At 32.9% G+C, this 20,389-nt stretch carries 15 protein-coding genes and 4 pseudogenes; 3 read left to right on the top strand and 16 right to left on the bottom strand.

Annotated elements, in window-relative coordinates; genetic code table 11:
- Positions 1–33: 33 nt before the first annotated feature.
- From BM350_RS13505 to BM350_RS13515, 3 genes and pseudogenes are all read right to left on the bottom strand, one after another.
- Positions 34–609: a TetR/AcrR family transcriptional regulator gene (locus BM350_RS13505; RefSeq protein ID WP_090914565.1), complete on the bottom strand. Its 576-nt coding sequence runs from the start codon at positions 607–609 to the stop codon at positions 34–36.
- A 772-nt stretch (positions 610–1,381) separates the two neighbouring features.
- Positions 1,382–2,763 (bottom strand): annotated as a pseudogene (locus BM350_RS13510) (alpha/beta fold hydrolase).
- 572 nt (positions 2,764–3,335) lie between these two features.
- The gene (locus tag BM350_RS13515; RefSeq protein WP_090914563.1) at positions 3,336–3,554 is read right to left on the bottom strand and encodes an alpha/beta-type small acid-soluble spore protein; all 219 of its coding nucleotides are present in this window, start codon (positions 3,552–3,554) and stop codon (positions 3,336–3,338) included.
- Positions 3,555–3,938: 384 nt separating this feature from the next.
- Here BM350_RS13515 and BM350_RS13520 point away from each other — a divergent pair, with 384 nt between their 5' ends.
- Positions 3,939–5,156: a macrolide family glycosyltransferase gene (locus tag BM350_RS13520; protein WP_090914561.1), complete on the top strand. Its 1,218-nt coding sequence runs from the start codon at positions 3,939–3,941 to the stop codon at positions 5,154–5,156.
- 48 nt (positions 5,157–5,204) lie between these two features.
- Positions 5,205–5,624: pseudogene (locus tag BM350_RS13525) on the top strand (Tn3 family transposase); the annotation flags it as partial.
- A 138-nt stretch (positions 5,625–5,762) separates the two neighbouring features.
- On the opposite strand, the gene BM350_RS13530 reads toward BM350_RS13525, so the two are convergent.
- The 3 genes from BM350_RS13530 to BM350_RS13540 all read right to left on the bottom strand — a co-directional run bounded on the left by BM350_RS13530 (position 5,763) and on the right by BM350_RS13540 (position 10,229).
- Entirely contained in the window at positions 5,763–6,626 is an 864-nt protein-coding gene (locus BM350_RS13530) for a hypothetical protein (protein ID WP_090914559.1), read from the bottom strand.
- A gap of 70 nt (positions 6,627–6,696) precedes the next feature.
- Entirely contained in the window at positions 6,697–8,994 is a 2,298-nt protein-coding gene (locus BM350_RS13535; RefSeq protein ID WP_090914557.1) for an isoprenoid biosynthesis enzyme family protein, read from the bottom strand.
- Positions 8,995–9,167: 173 nt separating this feature from the next.
- Positions 9,168–10,229: an alpha-xenorhabdolysin family binary toxin subunit A gene (locus BM350_RS13540; RefSeq protein ID WP_090914556.1), complete on the bottom strand. Its 1,062-nt coding sequence runs from the start codon at positions 10,227–10,229 to the stop codon at positions 9,168–9,170.
- Positions 10,230–10,539: 310 nt separating this feature from the next.
- Between BM350_RS13540 and BM350_RS13545 the strand changes: the two are divergent.
- Positions 10,540–11,112, top strand: a pseudogene (locus BM350_RS13545) (recombinase family protein).
- Between the two features lie 766 nt (positions 11,113–11,878).
- Here the strand turns inward: BM350_RS13545 and BM350_RS13555 are convergent.
- From BM350_RS13555 to BM350_RS13595, 10 genes and pseudogenes are all read right to left on the bottom strand, one after another.
- A pseudogene (locus BM350_RS13555) lies at positions 11,879–12,190 on the bottom strand (hypothetical protein); the annotation flags it as partial.
- Between the two features lie 540 nt (positions 12,191–12,730).
- Positions 12,731–13,546, bottom strand: a complete 816-nt coding sequence (locus tag BM350_RS13560; RefSeq protein ID WP_090914994.1) for an alpha/beta fold hydrolase — start codon at positions 13,544–13,546, stop codon at positions 12,731–12,733.
- 264 nt (positions 13,547–13,810) lie between these two features.
- Positions 13,811–14,116: a MazG-like family protein gene (locus BM350_RS13565; protein WP_090914554.1), complete on the bottom strand. Its 306-nt coding sequence runs from the start codon at positions 14,114–14,116 to the stop codon at positions 13,811–13,813.
- Positions 14,117–14,129: 13 nt separating this feature from the next.
- A complete protein-coding gene (locus BM350_RS13570; protein WP_090914552.1) occupies positions 14,130–15,230 on the bottom strand; it encodes a C45 family autoproteolytic acyltransferase/hydrolase in 1,101 nt (366 codons plus the stop codon).
- Positions 15,231–15,257: 27 nt separating this feature from the next.
- Positions 15,258–15,395, bottom strand: coding sequence for a hypothetical protein (locus tag BM350_RS26970; protein WP_170857694.1), 138 nt, complete (start codon positions 15,393–15,395; stop codon positions 15,258–15,260).
- Between the two features lie 102 nt (positions 15,396–15,497).
- Complete coding sequence (locus BM350_RS13575; RefSeq protein WP_090914550.1) at positions 15,498–16,343, bottom strand: MerR family transcriptional regulator; 846 nt, start codon at positions 16,341–16,343, stop codon at positions 15,498–15,500.
- A 63-nt stretch (positions 16,344–16,406) separates the two neighbouring features.
- Entirely contained in the window at positions 16,407–18,065 is a 1,659-nt protein-coding gene (locus BM350_RS13580; RefSeq protein WP_244548004.1) for a M3 family oligoendopeptidase, read from the bottom strand.
- Positions 18,066–18,113: 48 nt separating this feature from the next.
- Positions 18,114–18,362 (bottom strand): hypothetical protein, encoded by a 249-nt coding sequence (locus tag BM350_RS13585; RefSeq protein WP_090914546.1) that lies wholly within the window; start codon positions 18,360–18,362, stop codon positions 18,114–18,116.
- 130 nt (positions 18,363–18,492) lie between these two features.
- Positions 18,493–19,407, bottom strand: a complete 915-nt coding sequence (gene murB / locus BM350_RS13590; protein WP_090914544.1) for a UDP-N-acetylmuramate dehydrogenase — start codon at positions 19,405–19,407, stop codon at positions 18,493–18,495.
- A gap of 254 nt (positions 19,408–19,661) precedes the next feature.
- Positions 19,662–20,180: a DUF6933 domain-containing protein gene (locus tag BM350_RS13595; RefSeq protein WP_090914542.1), complete on the bottom strand. Its 519-nt coding sequence runs from the start codon at positions 20,178–20,180 to the stop codon at positions 19,662–19,664.
- Between the last annotated feature and the right edge of the window lie 209 nt (positions 20,181–20,389).

Genomic DNA, 20,389 nt, shown 5'->3' on the forward strand with positions numbered 1-20,389 from the left:
TACGTTCGTTCCAAAATTCTTGAAAAAGAAAGACTATAGGTCTGCAATAGTCTTATCCACTAGATTATAGGCTAGATTTTTCTCTTTTTTATATCTGGACATTAAATTAATGCTATGATTTAAACTTAATAAAGAATATGCAACTAATTCAGAGTTAGCCTCTTGTGAAATTTCTCCTTTCTTTTTTCCTTCTTCAATGACTTGCTTAAATACTTTTTCAAGTTCATTAAAATCATTTATAAGTATTTCTTCTATGGAAGGATCAATATTTCCAATAAGCAGTGAAGAATTAGTTATAATACAACTTTTGGGAATGTCATCTGAATAGCATTTTTCAATATGTTGATAAAAAAAGGATTTAAGTGATGCTTTAGTGCTTATACCACTAAAAAGTAAATTTCTCTTTCCATAGCTATAGTTTTTATAATGTTCTAAAACCAGTTTAAATAGTTCATCCTTATCTCCAAAACTATCGTAGAGAGTAGATCGACTTATTCCCATCGTTTCAATAAGATCTGAGATATATGTAGCGTCATAACCTTTCTCCCAGAATAAATACATAGCTTTATTCAAGGCATGTTCTTTGTTAAAACTAATACTTCTACCCAATTTACAACACTCCAATCATATAATTTAGTATAAAAGTTCCGGAACGATAAGTCCAGAAAACTATCTTGAGATCAAATCTTCCATTATAGATAAACCCCACAATCATCAATTATTAATCTTTTTAAAGCCAGTTCGATTCCATTTCTATAAATGTAACTCATCGGTAAGAATAGGAAACTGTTATTGATATCACTTTCAATTAGCTGGTATAACTATTTTCCAATTTCCATATATCCAATTATAAAGTAAACGACAATAAGAATTTGAAGAACAACTCAAAGTTTTGAAAGAAAAAATCGCTAAACTAAAAAAAGAATTGGGATACGAAGAATAACATTACAAAAAAACTCCGAATAAAAATATTCGAAGGAAAGTAATTACTATAAACTTTGTATATCCTGTTCAGTCTAAAACATTTTTCTAATTGAACAATTTCTGTATATTGATAGAAATTCTGTTGTTTACTCAAAGTAGACACTTTTTCAGCATCCTTATATTTTTTAAAATTTTTTTACAAAAAAACGATAGTCCGTCTACATCTTAGATAGAAAGAATACCGGTTTTTTCATCTTTGAGAACAATAATTTCTTAACTTGATAGACATGAGACGAAAATAATAATTCATCTATTATCGCTATTTACGAATGAAGAAAAAGGAGAATATAGACCGTAAAATACAGCACATTATTCTACAAAAATGCGTTGTTTGAATGTACAAATTATTATATTTAATCTTTTATTTAAACGAAAAAGTATCTATTTATACATAACATTATTGTTTTGTATCATTAATCCATTTAGCAATATCCTCAATGACATATTCAGGTACATTGGCAGGAATCATATACTCACTTGGTAGACTTAAACTTCCTTCCCCTTCTGTAAAAGCATAGTTTAATTTGGGGTATTCTTTAAAAGTAACATTTGAGCGGTGTGACAATCCTTCTTGCCAACGGGAAAACTCTTCTTGTTTGGTTACCTGGTAATCACGTGCCCCTTGTAAAATAAACAGTGGTTCTAATTGTTTTTTTGCTACTTCAACAGGATGCCAATGTGCAAAATCATACCAAACATACGGAAATCCTAATACAAACTTTGATGGTGGATTATTTGGATTAAAAGAAGGATCTTGTAAATAAGTAAACTGTTTCTCATAAAAAGTTATAATTTCTTGCGGATAACCCAAATAACGATATTGATCAATCAAAAGTTCTGGCATTGTACGAGCAGGTGCTGCGAGTATAATCGCACCTCTTATGAGTGAAGAAGGTGCATGGCTTAGTATACGAGGCATCATCATCCCTCCTTGGCTATGACCAAGAATAAAAACATTATTTGGATCAATTCCCTCTTGTTGCACAGCAGATTTTGCAGCATATATCGCATCATCTGTTGTTTCTTTATCAACAGTTGCAATTTCTTTTGAAAATTTAAAAGGGTGTTCCATCGTCCTTTTTTCATATCGAAGAACTGCAATTCCCTTCGAAGCAAGTCCTACGGCTATATAGCGGAAGGTCTTTATATTTCCAAACAATTCGTCTCGATCGCTAGGTCCTGAACCATGAACTAGAACCACGACAGGGACTTTTTCTCCTTGTTTATAAGTTGGAATTGTAAGTGTAGCAGGTAAGGGATAAGTCGAATTTCCAATCACAATGTCTCTCTCATGGTAGTTATCAGGTGCATCGTATGCAGGTTTTGGAGCTTCTGAAACATGTTTTTCTTTTTTTTTTTTAGTAATTTCATCTAGTTTACCACCAGGTGTAAATTTTAAAATAAAAGTAAAAGATTTATGTTTAAATTAAATAGGGATTTCTACATTTTGGTGGACTAAATTTCGTTCACTTACTACAACGTCTCCAATTTTTTGAACTTCCCATTTTTTTCTTGCCCTTCAGCCCACCATGCAGCAAGATCATCATGTGGAAAACGTGATTGTAATGCGGTGGAGAAATACTTTCTTGCTTCTTTAGTCTCTCCTTTTGATAATGCCGTAAAAAACGAAGTAGCTCGCTCTTCATAAGAGTGTTTTTCTTCAATTGTTTGTTGTGTAGCTGCATTTGCTTCTGAAGCAAGTGGAATAGTCGATATACCCATTGAAAAGAAAAGTGTAAACGTCATAAGAGATTTACGAGTTACAGTATTTTTCGTCATAAACCAACCTCCTGAAATTATATTGCTAGTGATACAAACCATGGTATATTATGTGAAATACTCACATACAAGATTTCGACAATGTTTGTATAGAAACCTGCTAAGGAAGGAGTCATTGTGGTAAGATGAAAAAAAGCTAAAGGAGAGCATTAATTTTAATTGAGTTTAATATTTTTGAGGAAGTGCTAAACATAGAATAAACAATAAAACCCCCTAAAAATAAATAAAGTGTTACTTTAAAAAACGGATTTAGCGTTTTCCTTTTTTAATAAACATTTCTTCATCATTCAAATTCCAATAATCCCCAATCTGTCCTTATATGTAACATTAATCTTAAGATTAATATCTATTTTTTCAGCAATCCATTAGACAACTCATACTCCCCTAATAAGACGTCTGAAACAATACGATACCAATTATATTGTTGCCAATAAAAAAATCGTTACAGAGCAATCTGAAAGGTCGATTTTCTGTTCTTTTGTAATATTTTTCAATTTTATGTAAATAAATGTTAAAAAAGGCGTCCTTAATTATGAGTAAGGACACCTTTCTATTCTTTCTATGTAAAAACTTTAATGAGCTCTATATTGCCCTATTAACTTCTCTTCACCCATTCGAACAAGGCGTTTTGTAATTTCTCCACCAACAGAACCATTTGCACGTGCAGATGTCTCTGGACCAAGTGTGACTCCAAGTTCACGAGCGATCTCATATTTCATTTGTTCAATTGCACTTGCTGCACCTGTGATAAGAATCTCATTTGTATTATGATAATGTCCTTGAATATTCATAATTACACCTCCAGTATATTTGTATATAATGTGCTCTTAATTATGATAAATATACATATTATCATAATACTTTTTCTCAAAACAAAAGCTCCACTAAAACAGAAGAATGAGAATGATTAAAAAATATAGACATTTCAAATTATTGTTTGTTATAATTCAAACGAAATAGATAAATGTCTACTTTGTATGTTTAACAATCCCAAAATTAACTAAGTACAATTTTGAAATAATGATAGAAGTCTTACCAATAATATTTCTAAACACAAAGAGACATTTCATCATTAATATGATTCTAGATTTCCCATATTATTAGGGTAATTAAAATGTAATTTTATTATCTTAATTTATAAACGTATCAAACCAAATTTACTGGAGGGGATAAAAATGAAAAAAGCACTTTACATCAATATAGGTGAAGAAGGACACGTAAACCCGACGTTAGGATTAGTGCGTGATTTAGTAAAACGCGGAGACCATATTGTCTATTATTCATCAAATCATTTTGAAGAAAAAATCAAGAAAACAGGTGCACAGTTCCGAGCCATTGATCAAGAAGCACAAAGAAAACTCACGGAAAATATGAGTCTGATGGCTTCCCAGCCCAAAGAATATTTATTACATTTTCTAAATGCAATGGAAATGATCACTGATTCCATTCTTGAAAAAATCTCCAAAGAAACATATGATTACATCATCTACGATGCACAGTCTTTACCTGGAAAATGGGTTGCTCACCATAGAGGTTTAGTATCTATTGCAACTTGGACCACGTTTGCTTTTTCACAAGAACTAAAAGAAAATATGAACCTGACAGGACCAAAAAACATAGAACAAAAGCGAGAGCGTCTAGCCATACTACAAGCATTTTTGCAATTAGAAGAAATAGCAAAACGGAAACAATATTTAGAAGAAAAATATGAAGTGCCGTTATCTGATAATTTTTTACTTTGCCCGGGTTCAGGCAATTTGAATATTGTTTTTACTTCTTGCTATTTTCAAAGAAACAGCAAGGATTTTAAAGATGGATATATTTTTGTCGGTCCTTCCATTGCTGAAAGTGAAACTCTAAATGATTTTCCAGTTGATGAATTAAAAGGACGATGTGTGATTTATATTTCTATGGGAACCATAATTAACAATCAGCCTGAATTCTATCAAAAGTGTTTCGCCGCTTTAAAAGATTTCAATGCTAAAGTAATACTTAGTATAGGCAAACAATTAACGGCGGAACAGCTAGGAGATATACCTGATAATTTTATTGTTCGTAACTATCTTCCTCAATTAGATATACTGCGTCAAACGGATGTATTTATTAGCCATTGTGGAATGAACAGCACAAGTGAATCACTTTATTTTGAAGTACCTCTAGTTATGCTTCCATTTATAAACGATCAGCACACGATCGCTGAACGAGTACACGAACTTGGTGCAGGATTTATGTTAAATATTCAGCAATTATCAGCCGCTGATTTAAAACATGCCGTTAATGAAGTATTGCAACATTCGATTTATAAAGAGAATGCAAAAGAAATTAGTCAATCATTCCGTGAGGCAGGCGGTTATATCAAAGCCGCTGATGAAATTATTACATTTACTCGTTAATACTGTTATGTATCCCGCTCAAACCCTATTAATTTAAGAATTTTATAACATCCAACTTATCAAGCAATCTGTGAATTAGGAAAAGAAATGAAAACAATTTTCTTGTGTGATTATTTACATTTTGAAGAAATCCGTCGAGAAATTCATGAAGGTCTAAACACTATTGAACATTGGAATTCCGTTAATAACTATATATTTTATGGAAAAAACAACGAAATTCGTTCTAATTCTTTAGAAGACCAAGAAATATCTGCACTATCACTTCAATTATTACAAAACTGTTTAGTATTTATGAATACATTAATGGTTCAAGAAGTCTTGTATGACAATAATAAATATTTACTTAACAGAATGACTGCTGAAGATTTCCGAGGGTTAACACCATTATTTTATAATCATATTAATCCATACGGTACCTTTAAATTAAATATGGATCAAAGAATCCCTATTAAGCTGAAAATAGCATAAATTCTTTAAAGATGCTACAGTTCGATATGATAATCGTTCACCTAAGCTAAATAAATAGAAAAAAGCTCAAAAACAGCGGTTTCTGAGCTTTTTTATAACGTGACTTCTATTAAAATATCTACTTAAAACTGCTTTTCTTCAAGAAAAGTTCTCTGCATTTTTATAAAAATTTTCCGCTTCATCCCGAATTGCTTTCCAATCTTCAAAGGCCAATTCGAGCTCTAAAGCAGCAATGAACGCTTCTAGATTTTCGATATCCTCAATATTGTCTGCCAGTTCTTTTAAATCATAAGATATAGATCCCCATATTCTATGAACTTTCCGAATAACAGGTAAAACGTTCTCCTTAAACTGAATCAAATGCTTAACTGGAGCTACTAAATAGACAACTGTGTTTTGTGCAACAACGAAATCATTTGAATCATACAATGGTAACTGTGACATCAGATACGACCATGTTGGTACTATTTCTTCGTATTTTTGAATTTCTGAATAGAACTCGGAGAGAGATGTTGCTATAGATTGAGACTGTTGATAATATGCCTGTGCGTGATTAGATAAATCTTTACACATATTTATGAATTTAGATTTAGTGTTTGGAGATAGTTTACCATTTTGTGCTTCCGATATTACTTGATTAAGGTCATTAAAATATTTAATAGTAATCAAATCTGCAAAAGCCACAATGTTTTGAGAAAGGATAAGTATATCTTTATGTCCTCCATTGTCCCAGAACCTACATTTTTCTATAACGTTTAACTTAGTTGCAATTGCTTCTTCAACTAATCTACGAAAAGTAGAAGTTGTGATGAGTCTATCCCAATTACTTTTGACTTTTCCGTCGAGTATGAGATATATTCTTTCCTTCACTTGATCGATACTAGTCGGTGCTGAGATCCATTTGTTTAAATAATTAGCGAATGAACGCCATTCTTCTATCGTAAGGAGAAAAGGAGAATTTTTCCCTCCTAATTCTCGTGGAGAAAAGGCTAAATGGTTCATATGAACACCTCTCTAGATAATTGTTAGTTGTATTTACTCATTGCTTTTTAAACAGATTTTATTAAATCATTTAAACCGGATTATTTTTCTTGTAATTAGCAACAAGAGAACCTGCTAATTCCATTCTGATTTTTGTCACATGAGAAAGGTCTGGCCCCTCATGAACTTTAATTGTCCAGGTTGTGTAAGGATTTGGAATAAAGTAGTCGTAAGCAAATTCGTCCGCAATGATTCCATCAGTAATTATTGTAGCTCCTTGATAACTAAATCCTCGATTAAAGGATTCCGAATTAAATTGAAACCTTTTCTCCATATAATTATCATAATAGTGTCCTGAATTCGTAATCCGTATTTGTACTTTAGAAGTAGCGTCAATTCCATCTAACCAAATTCGCATTAATTTAAGGCGAACACGATACTCATTTTCAAAAAGGGAATCGTTTAAGTTAATTTCCCACGAAGCTTCTCTTTGTTCCTTCAATGACTCTAGAATTTTTGAATCTGTAATTTCTACTATTCTATTTTGAAAAAGTTGAGGAGGTGGATTAAATTGTTTTAAAGCCTGCATACAATCCGTTTGTATTGTTGCCACATCCACTTTTAGTTCGGATACATCTTTTAAGATATTTGGATTTACATCTGAGTCTCGGAGAGCCCAATATTTATAAGCATGTTTGTAATTTGCTAATGCCACAAATAGAATTTGCTTCATGTCTATATAACGTTGATAAATCTTTTGTTCCATTTCTTCATTTTCAGATTCTTGCTCCTCTAGATTTTCAATATACTCTTCTAACCTTGCAAGATCAGCTTGATGGATATGTTTTTTAAGTAACAAACGGAATAGTTCTTGACTACAACGAATGATGGTTACTTGGTTTGAAGCGAGTGTTTGTCCATATACAGCTAAGATGTCTAACTCTAGTAGATATGCCCTAGCACCTTCAATTTCTTTCTTAATTGCATCATCTAAAGCTGCAGCTGTCTTTAACTTAAATATGTCCCAAGTTGCTTTACCAGTTAAATCTTCTTGAGGAATATCCCAATCAGTATCTTTAATTTTTTCAAATAGGTCATCTGGGAATTGCATATCTCCTGATGCCTCTGATATATCTTCTGCTAATGCATATACCTTGTTAATTAATTCAACAAGTTCATTTAGTTTCTCCATACTTTCTTTTAATGCTTGAGCTAATGCTGATAGTTCACCACCAGCTTCTATAATTTCTTTTAAAGCATTAATTATCCCTATTATCTCTCCAGGGGCAGAAGCTCCTCCTGAAGCAATTATGGAACCCATAGATTGTGCAAAATTTAGAATAGTACTTACCATTTTGAAAGCTAATTTCATTTGTTGTTCATATTCATATTTCTTAAGTCCATACTCGAACTCAATTTTAGATAATGTTAAGACGTATTGCTGTTTCTCAAATTGACGTAAAGATGTCTCAATTGCATCTCGAGAATTTTTTAAATTGTTTTTTGCTTGATTAATTAATGTTTCTTTAAATAATAGGGTATCTTGTTCATGTTTTAGCATGAGCAGGGCTGCATTTTTACGATCATCAATTGATAAATTTTTATCTAAGTAACGATGATATTGCGCCTCAAATTGCTGTGCAGCTCCCAAAAAAGCATTAATTTCATCTCTGTAGAGTTCTTTATCTAAAAGGGGCACAAATGTATTATCACCACGATTAGCAGTTAAAATAGCCAACAATGAAGTGCTTTGTACACACAATGAAGCTAGTCCGTCATATTGAGTAGTAAATATCTTTAACCAATTCAACTGATTGGCTGCAATATCAGGTCTTGATTCAAAAAATAGACACGCTACTTGGAAAACAGAAGTAAAAAGTTTTGGAAGTTGCGGTGTTGGGACTACGTGTGCAATTTCTTCTGCAGTAAATATTCCATCCTTATCGGACAATCTTACGCCTTTATTTTTGAGCTCTATAGAATAAGGAGGTGGAGAACTTTGATTATAGATTGGAGTTGCATGTAACACTCCAGAAAGTTCAATACCATATATCGTCAACTGTGCTAACTTGCCTCCATTTTTATAATCTAGTAAAATCTCTGCGGTCCCTTCTGATTGTACTTCCACTCTTCTTGCTCTAATAACTAATTGCATATCTTTTAAAATACAGCTGAAATTGTTAGGAATTCGGACTACATCCGCAAAAATTGAAACCATACTTGGTGTTAATTCACTATCCTCAATAGACTTAAATACTTCTCCTAAGTCAACGAATAAATCACGAATCTCATATTTTATTCTTGTTGCATTTAAGTAAGACGTTCCTGGAATTTGTTGATTTGTTAATAACTCCTCATACAAAGCCTTATAATCAATACTACTAACCATTATGAATTCCTCCATTTAAAAAATGAGAGACAAAAGAAAGAATGTATGGAATAAATGAAAATTTATCCTTCTTATTCTTCTTTTGTCTCTAGATTTATAGCCCGAACTGTATTTATTTCATTTATTCCTATATTAGAGCGATTTATATTATAGGTGACATTAATATTTCATATTTAAGCTGTGTATTGTTCAACAACAAACCCAACATCTGCATTAACTCGGAAGTCATCCGCTTGTTTCCCAACAGCTTCCCACTGCATAATAGCCAATTCAACTCCAAGATCAGCAAATTCTGGATCATCACGAATATCTTCCATAACAATTTTAGATAGTTCGTCAAGATCACTATGAAGAGAATTCCAAATGCCATGAATTTTCTGTATTATAGGTAACGCAGCAGCCATTTGCTCTTGGATTTTATCTGTGCCTGTATCGGTTTTATCAAGCAAAGACATCAGATAAACATTTCTTTGAATTATTTTACCAGATTCTTCTATTTGTTGTTTTGTAGCATCAATTCTCGCTTTTAATGCTTTCCCTTTTGTACTGTCGAGAATTCCCTTTAATGCAAATCCAAAAACAGGACCAAGTAACAACGATAACCATGATTGAGATTGATAGTCCTCATACTCATCCATATACTTCTCTAAATCTTCCCGTAAGCGCTCTACCGAAGCTCTAAGTTGTTTTACTTCTTCACTATGTTCGCCATATTTTTTATCATATTTATCCTTAACCACTATTAAGCTCTGATAATCATTTGCCGTATCAGTTGCAAATGTTCCAATCATGGTTGCCAATGCACCGGCATGATCACGAAATTCAGATGCTTCCTTTGCTAGCCTCTCACAGATTTTCTTAAACATTTCTAAAGCTTCGGTATCGCCATCTATAATAGCTGGTAAATAATCAAGTAATGGCTTGTAGTAAACTTTTGCTCTCCTTGCATAATTTACAATTTCATTAGCAACTCTAAGAACTTCTCTATATGTGTTATCTGTCCAATTTTGACAGTGAATTTTAACATTTGTATAAACAGAATATAATTCATTAAAATCTGGCATCTCATCTGAAGCTGAAAGCGCTAAAGCTTTACGCATCTCAGCTTCATTCACAGGTACATATGCTCCATCACCTGTATATTTTTGAATCGTAATCCATTCCTCTTTAGAAAGTAAGAATGGGGAATCTTCTTTACCTCCAAGATCTCTTGGAGAAATATCTCGTTTTACCACTACAATACACCCTCTCTAATTTATGAAATAATATATCTATAAACTTTCCATTTACAAATTCATATAATTACCTCCATTGTAAATATTTGATAATAAAAATTATATATAAATCCGAAGAGAAATATATCTATGATATGAGAGTATAGATTTTTTTAAAAAATTCATAATATTCAATTAATAATTAGGTTTAATTCTGTGCAATACACCTTTATCCCAATAGAGTCTACTCTATTGGGATGTTTCTGTAAGTCTGCTATAACGGTATCTCAGAGTGTCCCATATGACTTGTTTCAAAATAGGAGTGTGAAATATGAGAAAAATAGGTTATGTACGAGTAAGTTCTGTAGATCAAAACCCGAAGCGGCAATTACAGAATACGGAAAAAATTAGGGTAAATATTATATATCAAGAAAAATTATCAGGGGCTACCCAAGATAGACCTGAACTTCAAAATATGTTAGGTGATCTTAAAGAAGGAGACATCATTTATGTGACAGATCTAACGCGAATTACTCGAAGTACAAGAGATTTATTTGAATTAGTTGATTACATAAAAAATAAACAAGCAAACTTAAAATCATTAAAAGATACTTGATTAGATTTATCTGAAGAAAATCCATATAGTCATTTCTTAATGACAGTAATGGGAGGAGTAAATCAATTAGAACGAGACTTAATCCGAATGCGTCAACGCGAGGGAATTAACCTTGCTAAAAAAGAGGAGAAATATCAAGGTCGAGTTCAAAAATATCGTGAGAAACATGCAGGAATGAATTATGCAATGAAGCTTTATGAAGAAGGAAATATGACAGTAAAACAGATTTGCGAAATTACGAGTGTATCTAGATCTTCTTTATATAGGAGGATACACGATTTAAAATAAACGAATATATTATATTTCTAATGTTATTCACTTATTATGGAAATGTCGTTGCGGACTAGAGCAGGAACCCTGTCACTAGGCCTTTATGTATAAAAAACGAGCTAATATTCAGCTCGTTTTTTATTTCTATCATTCATTAATCACAAAGAATGACGTCAATACCGGTGCCAAGAATGACACGCCCCAAAACAAAAAACGTAATCACGGCTGTTCCAGGTCCATCAGTAGCTGTGAAAGTGGCAATAAAGTTGCCAGATGCATCCGTAAAAGTAGGATTAGGCGCTATAGTACCAGGAAGATTATCCACTGCAAAAGTGACCGGTGTACCTGCTGGAGCAGGAACTCCATTAAATAACACTTGACCAGAAATAACAGATTCATTTGGACCTGTTCCAAAAGCACATATCGTCTCTGGATCGATAAGAAAGGAAATAGATATTAAATCACAATTAACAATAGTAATAGTAGCGGTATCGCTTGCTCCCAAAGCAGAAGCAGTAATCATTACAGTCCCAGGTCCGTCAGTAGCTGTGAAAGTGGCGGTAAAGTTACCCAATGCATCCGTAAAAGCAGGATCAGGAGATACAGTACCAAGAGCAGGAGCACTTAATGTAAAGGAAATCGGTGTACCTGCTGGAGGGGGACTTCCATTCACCAACACTTGACCAGTAAGAACAGATTCATTTGGACCTGTTTCAAAAGCACATATCATAGTTGGATCAACATTTAAGGTAACAGTTACTGTGGGTGGAGGAGGAGGAGAAACTGTTGCTAATAGATCTAGAACATTTTCAAATTTGAACTCAAGCAGCATTTCTTTTTTAATGACGTCACGAAGAGTTCTTTGCACACTTGAGTTGACGATAAGAAGATTAGATATCGTAACTACTGGAGGAGAAAGTGTAGTTCTTCCTGACGGTAATGTTCCTAAAACAAATTGAAGCTTCTCAGCCTCAGCGTTGATAATGTGAGCCAAAGCTAATTCTTCTAAGGCAATGGAGCTTAAAAGCAATGGAATTGTCTGTGCAGTCGTAACAGAAATAGTAGGTGTAATATTAGGGATGTTTGGAAAAGACAAGATGCATTCATCCTTTCTAGGAAACCGCCGAATCACCTTATTTCGTGTATAGCTCAGGTCTCCTACTTTTATAATTTGAGCGTTCATAATATTAAAAGCAATAATATGAACAAGGAATTTACTAGGTATTCTCTCTATTCTATGTAACAAGCGTTTGGATGGCTGAGCACTTGTCCTGCTGTAGAGGTATATTTTTGTTGAACAAGCCCTTTTTATTTATGGAACACCTGCAATATGAGTAGGAGCACAGATTATCAATTCAATAATCCGTTCCTCTAGATATAAAAAAACACTTCCAATAACACTGATTATATGAATGGAAAGTCCCTTCAACTTCTGAAGGGACTTTTAAAGATTTTGCGATACTTTGGTTTTATGTTAGCGAAAAGTGTTTTCATGTACAGAAAACACTTTTTCAGTCTAATACTTTTTTCTATAGTCTAAAACATTTTTTAATGAGACACTGGTAAATTTATATTCTTGAAGGTATTATCTATAGATTACATGTTCCTAATGTTAAAAACAAAGAATTTTCTACAATCATTTTTCTTCTACTCTATCTAACCATTCATTTATTAACGAATGGAATAAAACATCTTGCTCAATCTGCAAGTTATGTCCTGCTTTATCTAAAACCGCAAAAGTGGCCCGGGGAAATTTATCAAGCAACTCCCAAGCATCTTTATATCCTGTTACTGAATCCTGTTTACCCAATAAAAAGAGGCTTGGTTTTTCATACAGCGATAACTGACTATCCACATCAAACGAAAAAGCATATTGTTCCTTTAATTTTGTTAAAAACGCCTCATCTGCTATTTGAATTCCTGATATAATCTCTTCAAGATAACGTTGCCAATTATATTCATTAAGCACTACAAAATTCGAACTAAAATTCTCACATTCCTCCGTACTTAACTGAGATAAAAACTTTTCATCTCGGTAAATAACCGTATGCGGAGGAAGCTTTCTCTTGCTTATATCCGGAATAATCAAAGGACAAATAAATGCTGCGCCATCTATTTTTTCTTTTCTTTTGGATATAACTCCTCTAGTTATGTATCCACCATATGATTCGCCTGCAATTAAGAAAGATTCGTCTGGAATAATCGTATCTATGAAATTTAAAACAAGATCTAACATTCCATCTGAATTTTGAATAGATTCGTGCCCCCTCGTTTGTCCCATGCCTGGTAAATCGATATAAATTCGTTTCCAACCTTCTCTTTGTGAAAAAATAGGCTCCATACAACCTGACATTAGTCTATGATCAGGAGAAAAACCATGAAGCATGATAATTGGTTTTCCAGAACCATAAATTTCATAATGAACTTTGACATCCCCTATTAAGCATTCCATTATCATCCACTCCGAATTTTCAGTATTTTCAATACTATAATATAGTAAAAGTTCTTTCTTTCCAAACAATTAACCTCATGCTTCGTATTGTTAAGTAAAGACCATTTTTATTTCTTTGTATTTTGCATACAGTTTACATAACATAATTATATGATATACATTTCTTATTAACTACTTGCTTGCAAAAACGTTTCTAAAAGCTGTTTTATTTCTTCTATAGAATATCCCTGACTAGATAATTCATGTTATAGAAACCGACTATTTCTATACATCCCAATGTCTATATTTATTTATCTCACTCTTTTTTCTAAATGCATATTCTAAGTCAATATCAAGTTTGTTAGCAAGATCAAAAAGATTCCATACCACATCGTAAATTTCAAAACTTAATTGTTCCTTTAATTCATTACTATTCTCAGAATCAGGTTTGGAAGAGATTTTTAAGACTTCTTGAGCGACCTCTCCTATTTCTGTAACCAAAAATAAGGTTCTTTCTTCAATCGTTGCGTTCTCAAAACCTTTACTTTTACTAAACTCTCTAACATCTCTTTGTAATGCAGATATTTTCACTTTGCCAATCCTCCTATTTTGAAACTCTCCAAAAATCTGTTCCGTATTCTCTATTCTGAAAGTTAACTAGTAACGATGTTTTAAAAAACCTATCACCGACGCCAATCTTATATACCTTATTTTGCACCGCTGACCCAAAGGAAAATTCAAGCTGATAATCAGTAAGATTGAACAATACAGAATGAACAGTTCCAAAATTTTCTTGGTAATTATGAACGGACAACCCATCCGGAAACTCAGTAGAAAGAAGTTTCTTTAATTCGCCAACAGATCTTTTACCACTGGCACTAAACTTATGCTCTAAAATATTAAATCGTAGTTGTGAATGAACGAATCTTCCGAATTCAAGATTTTCAATTTCAGGAAATAGAGCATGATTCGTTGCGATTAAATAGTCGCGATCCGTTTTTCTTACAGCTTTAGCGCCATCATACGTTTCATATAAAGCTGCTTCACCATTTGCATCGGCTAAGAGTAAATTCATATTCGCTCCAATAGGCATGTTCTCTAAACACCAAATTCCTTCCTCAACATTTTTACAATTTTCAAGTAAGGCTCTTACTATTACCATAAATTGCAGTCCTTTTGTGACGGGCTTTTTCATTCCTATATGCTTTCCAACTGGAATACCGCATGAGGCAAAAGCTACACAGAATCCCTTCTCATTTAAGCCTTCACTTCGACCAAAGTAAGAAACAGAGAATCCAGTATGACTGTATTTACCTTGAACTTTTGTCGTGCATAGTCTCATATCAGATATTGCTGGTGACAAATCGTAGTTTCTAAGGACATAAGTTTTATTGTCAATTGTTTTAGACGGTAAAATAGCACCTAAACTACATCCTCCTGGTTGTAACCAAGCTTCATCGTAACAGTTCAGATAACTAGACTTTACATCAAGTGCATCTGCAAATCCTTCTAGTTCTTCATTTAAACCAGGACAGTACTGCTCAATTAACTTTTTCATATTTTTAAATTTACTTTCATCTATTAATTCAGATGATACAAGTACATTCATTGCATAAGGATTCTTTTTTATTTCTTCTCCTTGCCTTCTACCAATCTCATAACTATTCCCTTCAAGAAAAGAAAAGCGGGCTTGAAACATATCCATATTTATCTCTCCAATTCAAATTAATAATCAATATCTTATCTCTCTTTTAAAACCTTTCAATTTTTCTTCAGTTACCTTTGAAAATTGAAATCCATTTTTATAAAGGATTTCTGCATAATGCTTTCCCGCCTCATAAGCATTTCCTTTTAATCTCGGATGATACATAATAAATCCCTCCATTGTGTATTTCTTTGTATATATAAAGAATAAACCCTCCACTTACTGGAGGGTTTACTCTGTTTTTACATAAAAAATTGTTAGTTAACTCTAATCCTTGTTAACTGGTATACATATTTTGGTGATAAATTCTGATGGATGTCTGTTTAAATCTGGCCTTATATCTCTTATATTAAAATTGGACGGAACAAGTCCTTTTTCATAAATCTCTATCCCTTTTCCTATCTGAGTTAGATTCTGTTCTCTTATCCAACTTTCCAACACTTTATATCCTACATCCAATTCTGAATAAGGACCTTTAACAGTAGTGCACGCGTATATCCCACTAGCTAAAATTTTACAGCCGTCTATCTTATTCGTATCATTTACCGGAAGAAGTAGCTCTACATCTGCCTCTTTTTGATTCAAATCTCTTTCGTGAAAGGTGGACATTAACTTTCCGTTAACTACAAGATTAAAAGCGTAAACTCGATCAAATAAACTTTTAACGAATTGATCTATAAATTTTATCTTTATTTTCTCACGAATAGCATAGACTGTTATTTCCTTTCGATCTTCAATATAACAGCTAGACAAAACAGGTCCCGGGATTATAGAAGCTTCTTTTTCTATTTGCATTTTTAACATTTTCATTTCTTCTATTTGTTTAGAAATTTGCTCCTTTTGACATTCAAGGTCACAAATTTTATGCTCTAATACGCTTGTCCATTGCAATCGATTAGCGCTTTCAATTAATTCCTTAATAGTAGGTAAGGAGAATTGAAAACTTTTTAAAAGCATAATTTTTTTCATGACCTGAATCTTTTCATAGTCATAATACCGATAGTTTGTTACAGGATCTATGTAAGAAGGTGTTAGTAAACCAATATCATCATAATAGCGTAATGTTTTAACAGGAACATTACATATTTTAGAAAATTTTCCTATAGAGTACATTATATTCTTCCTTTATTGACTAATAATAAAATATTTACTGCAATTTAAAACCTCAACACCTTATTACTCTTCCTCAAATAACTCCAACTCTTTCTCCACAAACTCCATCAACTCCTTAATTGTTTGCGCCGAAAAGTCAAAACGAATCCCTGCCGCTTCATACACTTCTTTTACTGATTGTGTGCTTCCTAAAGATAGCGCTTGTTTATAATGAATTAAAGTTTGTTTTGGATCCTCTTTATACTGCTTGTACATCTGTAGAGCGCCTATTTGTGCAATTGCGTACTCAATGTAGTAAAAAGGAACTTCGAAAATATGTAAAATAGACAACCACTTTGTCTCTAACCAATTTTCATACCCTTCCCAATTCACAAAGTTAGAATCATATGTTCTCGCTAGTTCTTTGAATTTCGCTCTTCTTTCCACATGCGTATGGTTTGGATTCTCATACATCCAATGCTGGAATTGATCAACTACAGTAATGATGGGCAAATATTGTATCATCAATCGGAGTTGCTCACGCTTTGCTCTTTTGAAATCTTCCCCACTTGGATAAAACGTATTCCAATACTCCATCGTTAGGAGTTCCATTGTTGTGCTCGCCAATTCTGCTGATTCCATTGGGACATTTCGATACTGCTGGGGCTCAATGTCTTTCATGAGCTCATTATGAATACAATGACCCATTTCATGTAACAGCACAACTACATCATCTTGTGTGTTACAACAATTCATAAAAATAAATGATTGTTTAGAGACGGGTAAGGATTCACAAAAACCGCCCGGAGCTTTTCCTTTACGGCTCTCTAAATCTAAAAGATTCTTTTCTTTCATCTCATGTAGTAATGCCGAAAACCGAGAATCAACCTTTTCTAAAATATGAAAAGTGCCTTTCACTAACTCGTCTACATTTTGAACCGGTTGTAATGGCTTCTCGTTTATTGGAACAGCTCTAATATCCCAAGGTCTAAAAGTATTTAATCCCAAAGTGTTTTGTTGTTTTTCTTGAAGCTTCTTCTGTAACGGAACAACATATTGACGCATTGCTTCTGCTAACTCATGACAATCTGCTGCTGTATAATCAAACCGTTCATATTTTCTAAACATATAGTCGCGATAATTTGGCAAACCCACATTTTGAGCTTTTTGATGTCGCAACGCAATTAACTTATCCATAATGATCTGAAGATCCTCTTCAACAGATAACATACTTTTTTGAATAAGGGTCATTGCATTTTTTCTAACCGTACGCTCAGGATCTTGAAGATATACCTCCATGTCGCTTAACGACTTTTCTTCATCTTCCCACATTACGGTTAAGTTACCTGTAATCTCGAAATATTTCGTTACTAACTCATCTTCTTCAATTTCTAAATCTATATTTTTCTCATTGAACAAACGAATTGCATTTTCTACTTTTTTATTCAATAAACCGAAATGTTTTGGATCTAGCTGCAAACGAAATGGAGATTCATAGTATTTACTGTCTAGCAAGCTTTTGTAGCGTTTCACTAATGGCTGCACATGCTTTTGATCAAAATCGAAAGCCTCTTTCGCTTGCTGGTCATGGGTGTTGCACTGAAATTGAATATAATGTCGTTTAAGCTGCTCTTCTACTTCATCTAAAAGCCGAGACTGCCTTTTCAACCAACTCTCAAGTTCCTCACTACATTGAATCTCTGTTTGTAATAAATCTTCAAATTGTTGTTGTAACGCTTCCAAATCACTAATAACTAAATATTCAGTATCATCCACGCATAAGGCACCCTTTCATACAATATTCTTTGCAACAAGTTTCAAATGCTCAGCAGGAATAATTTGCTTCACTGTTTCCTGCAAATCTTCTGCCATCACTTCTTCAATATGCTCCAAAGCGACTTCTAATATGCTACACTCCATCGTTTCAACATTGAGTAGGGAATAATGATCATTTTTCTTAATCACCAAATATCTATGATCTTCTGTCACTAGTAAAGCACCTAGCTGAATTCCTGATAATCTGTTATCTTCAAATTTCATGTATATTCCTCCCATCTATAATTATTTTACAATAAAAGGATATTGGAGGGTACAAAAATAAATAGATGTTTTACTACCGGCCAATTAGCCCAAACAAAAAAACACCTCTCATTTCGAGAGGTGCTTACCATTAAGATATTAATTCTTCTCCAATAATTTTTACTTCTGTTTCTAATTCTACGCTAAATTTAGATTTTACCGTTTCCTGTACATAACGGATAAGTTTCACATAATCACTCGCTGTCGCTTCACCTACATTTACGATAAATCCAGCGTGCTTAGTAGATACTTGGGCATCTCCTATTTGTTTTCCTTGCAACCCGCTATCTTGAATTAACTTACCAGCAAACATACCTGGAGGACGTTTAAAAACACTGCCACAAGAAGGATATTCTAATGGTTGTTTTGATTCACGCAAAAATGTCAATTCATCCATTTTTTCTTTGATTTTATTGTAATCGCCTTCTTTTAAATCAAATGTCGCTTCTAACACAAGATGCCCTTCTCTAGAAATGGAACTGTTTCTGTATTCTAATTCTAAATCATTTTTATTTAAATTAAGAATTTCGCCATCTCTAGTTAGAACTAATACACTTGCAATAACATCTGATACTTCGCCGCCATATGCTCCCGCATTCATGTATACTGCTCCGCCAACTGTTCCTGGAATTCCACAAGCAAATTCTAATCCAGTTAGATGATTTTTCAATGCAAATCTCGAAGTATCAATAATGGTTGCCCCGCTTTGAACAATTATTTTATTACTTTCCAATGAGATATTAGTTAATTTAGTTAAATTTAGAACAATCCCTCTAATGCCGCCATCCTTAATAATGATGTTTGAACCATTTCCTAAAATAGTGAACTCTATATTATTTTGATTTGCGTATTTTATTACGTTTTGTACCTCTTGATACGTAGTAGGTAAAACAAAATAATCCGCATTTCCACCCGTTTTAGTAAAAGTGTATCGTTTTAACGGCTCATCTTTTTTAACTTTATTATCATCTAATATATTCAATAAATCGCTGTATACTTTATCCATTTCCCTAACCTCTTTACTAAGAATCTTTCCTATCCATTATAATGTATTTAGTTTCAAAAAAACATAATACGTTATTTTGTTTAAAAATTCAATTAATAAATTAAACTAGACGCCATTCCTCACTACCGAAATATGTCAAAAAAAGGCATACTCAACCCTTGTCGAGATATCTTTCGGAATAGACTAAATTTCTTCTAGTTAATATCTTTCTCTATTCACTATTTTGTATTTACTGCAGGTTTATAGGATAACTGCTATTGCTTTATCCCTTCAAGTGCATCTTTCATCATTTCAACTGGATACTTCGATAACTTTAGCATTATTTGATGGTTCAGCCATTGATTCATTGCCGCTAAATCTATAAACTCTTGCTTCTTTTCAACTAACTCATAATAAAAATAATGATCTACAGCGAAAATAGACTCATTTATTTGTGAAATAATACTTCGATTATTTGTTGCTGCAAATTGTACAATTGAATCTTGATTTAAGTACTGTTCAATTATCTCAGGATCAATTCCATCTAATAATAAATTTGTGGTTAAATTCTTCTTAAATACAAGGTGTAAGTTTTGCAAGTCTTTCTTTAATACGCCATAAATAACAAAGTGATATCTTGTAGCGTTATTCATAAACATTACACATTTTTTTCGGCCAATCTTAAAAAGATTTGCATGCCAACAATATAGTGGATTGAAATCAGCAGCATCTATTTTTTGAACTTTTATTTTCATTTCATCGGCTAATTTTTTTGTACATTGGATAAGTTGCATATATTCCTCATTCTTCCTTTTTATTTAACAACTGAATTTCCGTCCATATTTTATGAAAAAACAATTATTCCCCCATATTTCAATAGACATAGCCACTTTTGTTTATTCTATAATTATACACTTTTTGCAACTGTAGTTTTAGAATAAAATTTGAACAAAAATATCTCACAACCAGTAATTTACGAAAAAAATAAAAAGGATCCCTTTCG

The organism is Bacillus sp. 103mf (assembly GCF_900116295.1).
In the GTDB taxonomy this organism is placed as follows: domain Bacteria; phylum Bacillota; class Bacilli; order Bacillales; family Bacillaceae_G; genus Bacillus_A; species Bacillus_A bruguierae.

Excerpts from the sequence above, each read along its gene's own strand:
- BM350_RS13515 (WP_090914563.1), bottom strand. The coding sequence starts at position 3,554 with ATGAATATTCAAGGACATTATCATAATACAAATGAGATTCTTATCACA.
- BM350_RS13520 (WP_090914561.1), top strand. The coding sequence starts at position 3,939 with ATGAAAAAAGCACTTTACATCAATATAGGTGAAGAAGGACACGTAAAC.
- BM350_RS13530 (WP_090914559.1), bottom strand. The coding sequence starts at position 6,626 with ATGAACCATTTAGCCTTTTCTCCACGAGAATTAGGAGGGAAAAATTCT.
- BM350_RS13535 (WP_090914557.1), bottom strand. The coding sequence starts at position 8,994 with ATGGTTAGTAGTATTGATTATAAGGCTTTGTATGAGGAGTTATTAACA.
- BM350_RS13560 (WP_090914994.1), bottom strand. The coding sequence starts at position 13,546 with ATGGAATGCTTAATAGGGGATGTCAAAGTTCATTATGAAATTTATGGT.
- BM350_RS13570 (WP_090914552.1), bottom strand. The coding sequence starts at position 15,230 with ATGGATATGTTTCAAGCCCGCTTTTCTTTTCTTGAAGGGAATAGTTAT.
- BM350_RS26970 (WP_170857694.1), bottom strand. The coding sequence starts at position 15,395 with ATGTATCATCCGAGATTAAAAGGAAATGCTTATGAGGCGGGAAAGCAT.
- BM350_RS13575 (WP_090914550.1), bottom strand. The coding sequence starts at position 16,343 with ATGTACTCTATAGGAAAATTTTCTAAAATATGTAATGTTCCTGTTAAA.
- BM350_RS13585 (WP_090914546.1), bottom strand. The coding sequence starts at position 18,362 with ATGAAATTTGAAGATAACAGATTATCAGGAATTCAGCTAGGTGCTTTA.
- murB (WP_090914544.1), bottom strand. The coding sequence starts at position 19,407 with ATGGATAAAGTATACAGCGATTTATTGAATATATTAGATGATAATAAA.
- BM350_RS13595 (WP_090914542.1), bottom strand. The coding sequence starts at position 20,180 with ATGCAACTTATCCAATGTACAAAAAAATTAGCCGATGAAATGAAAATA.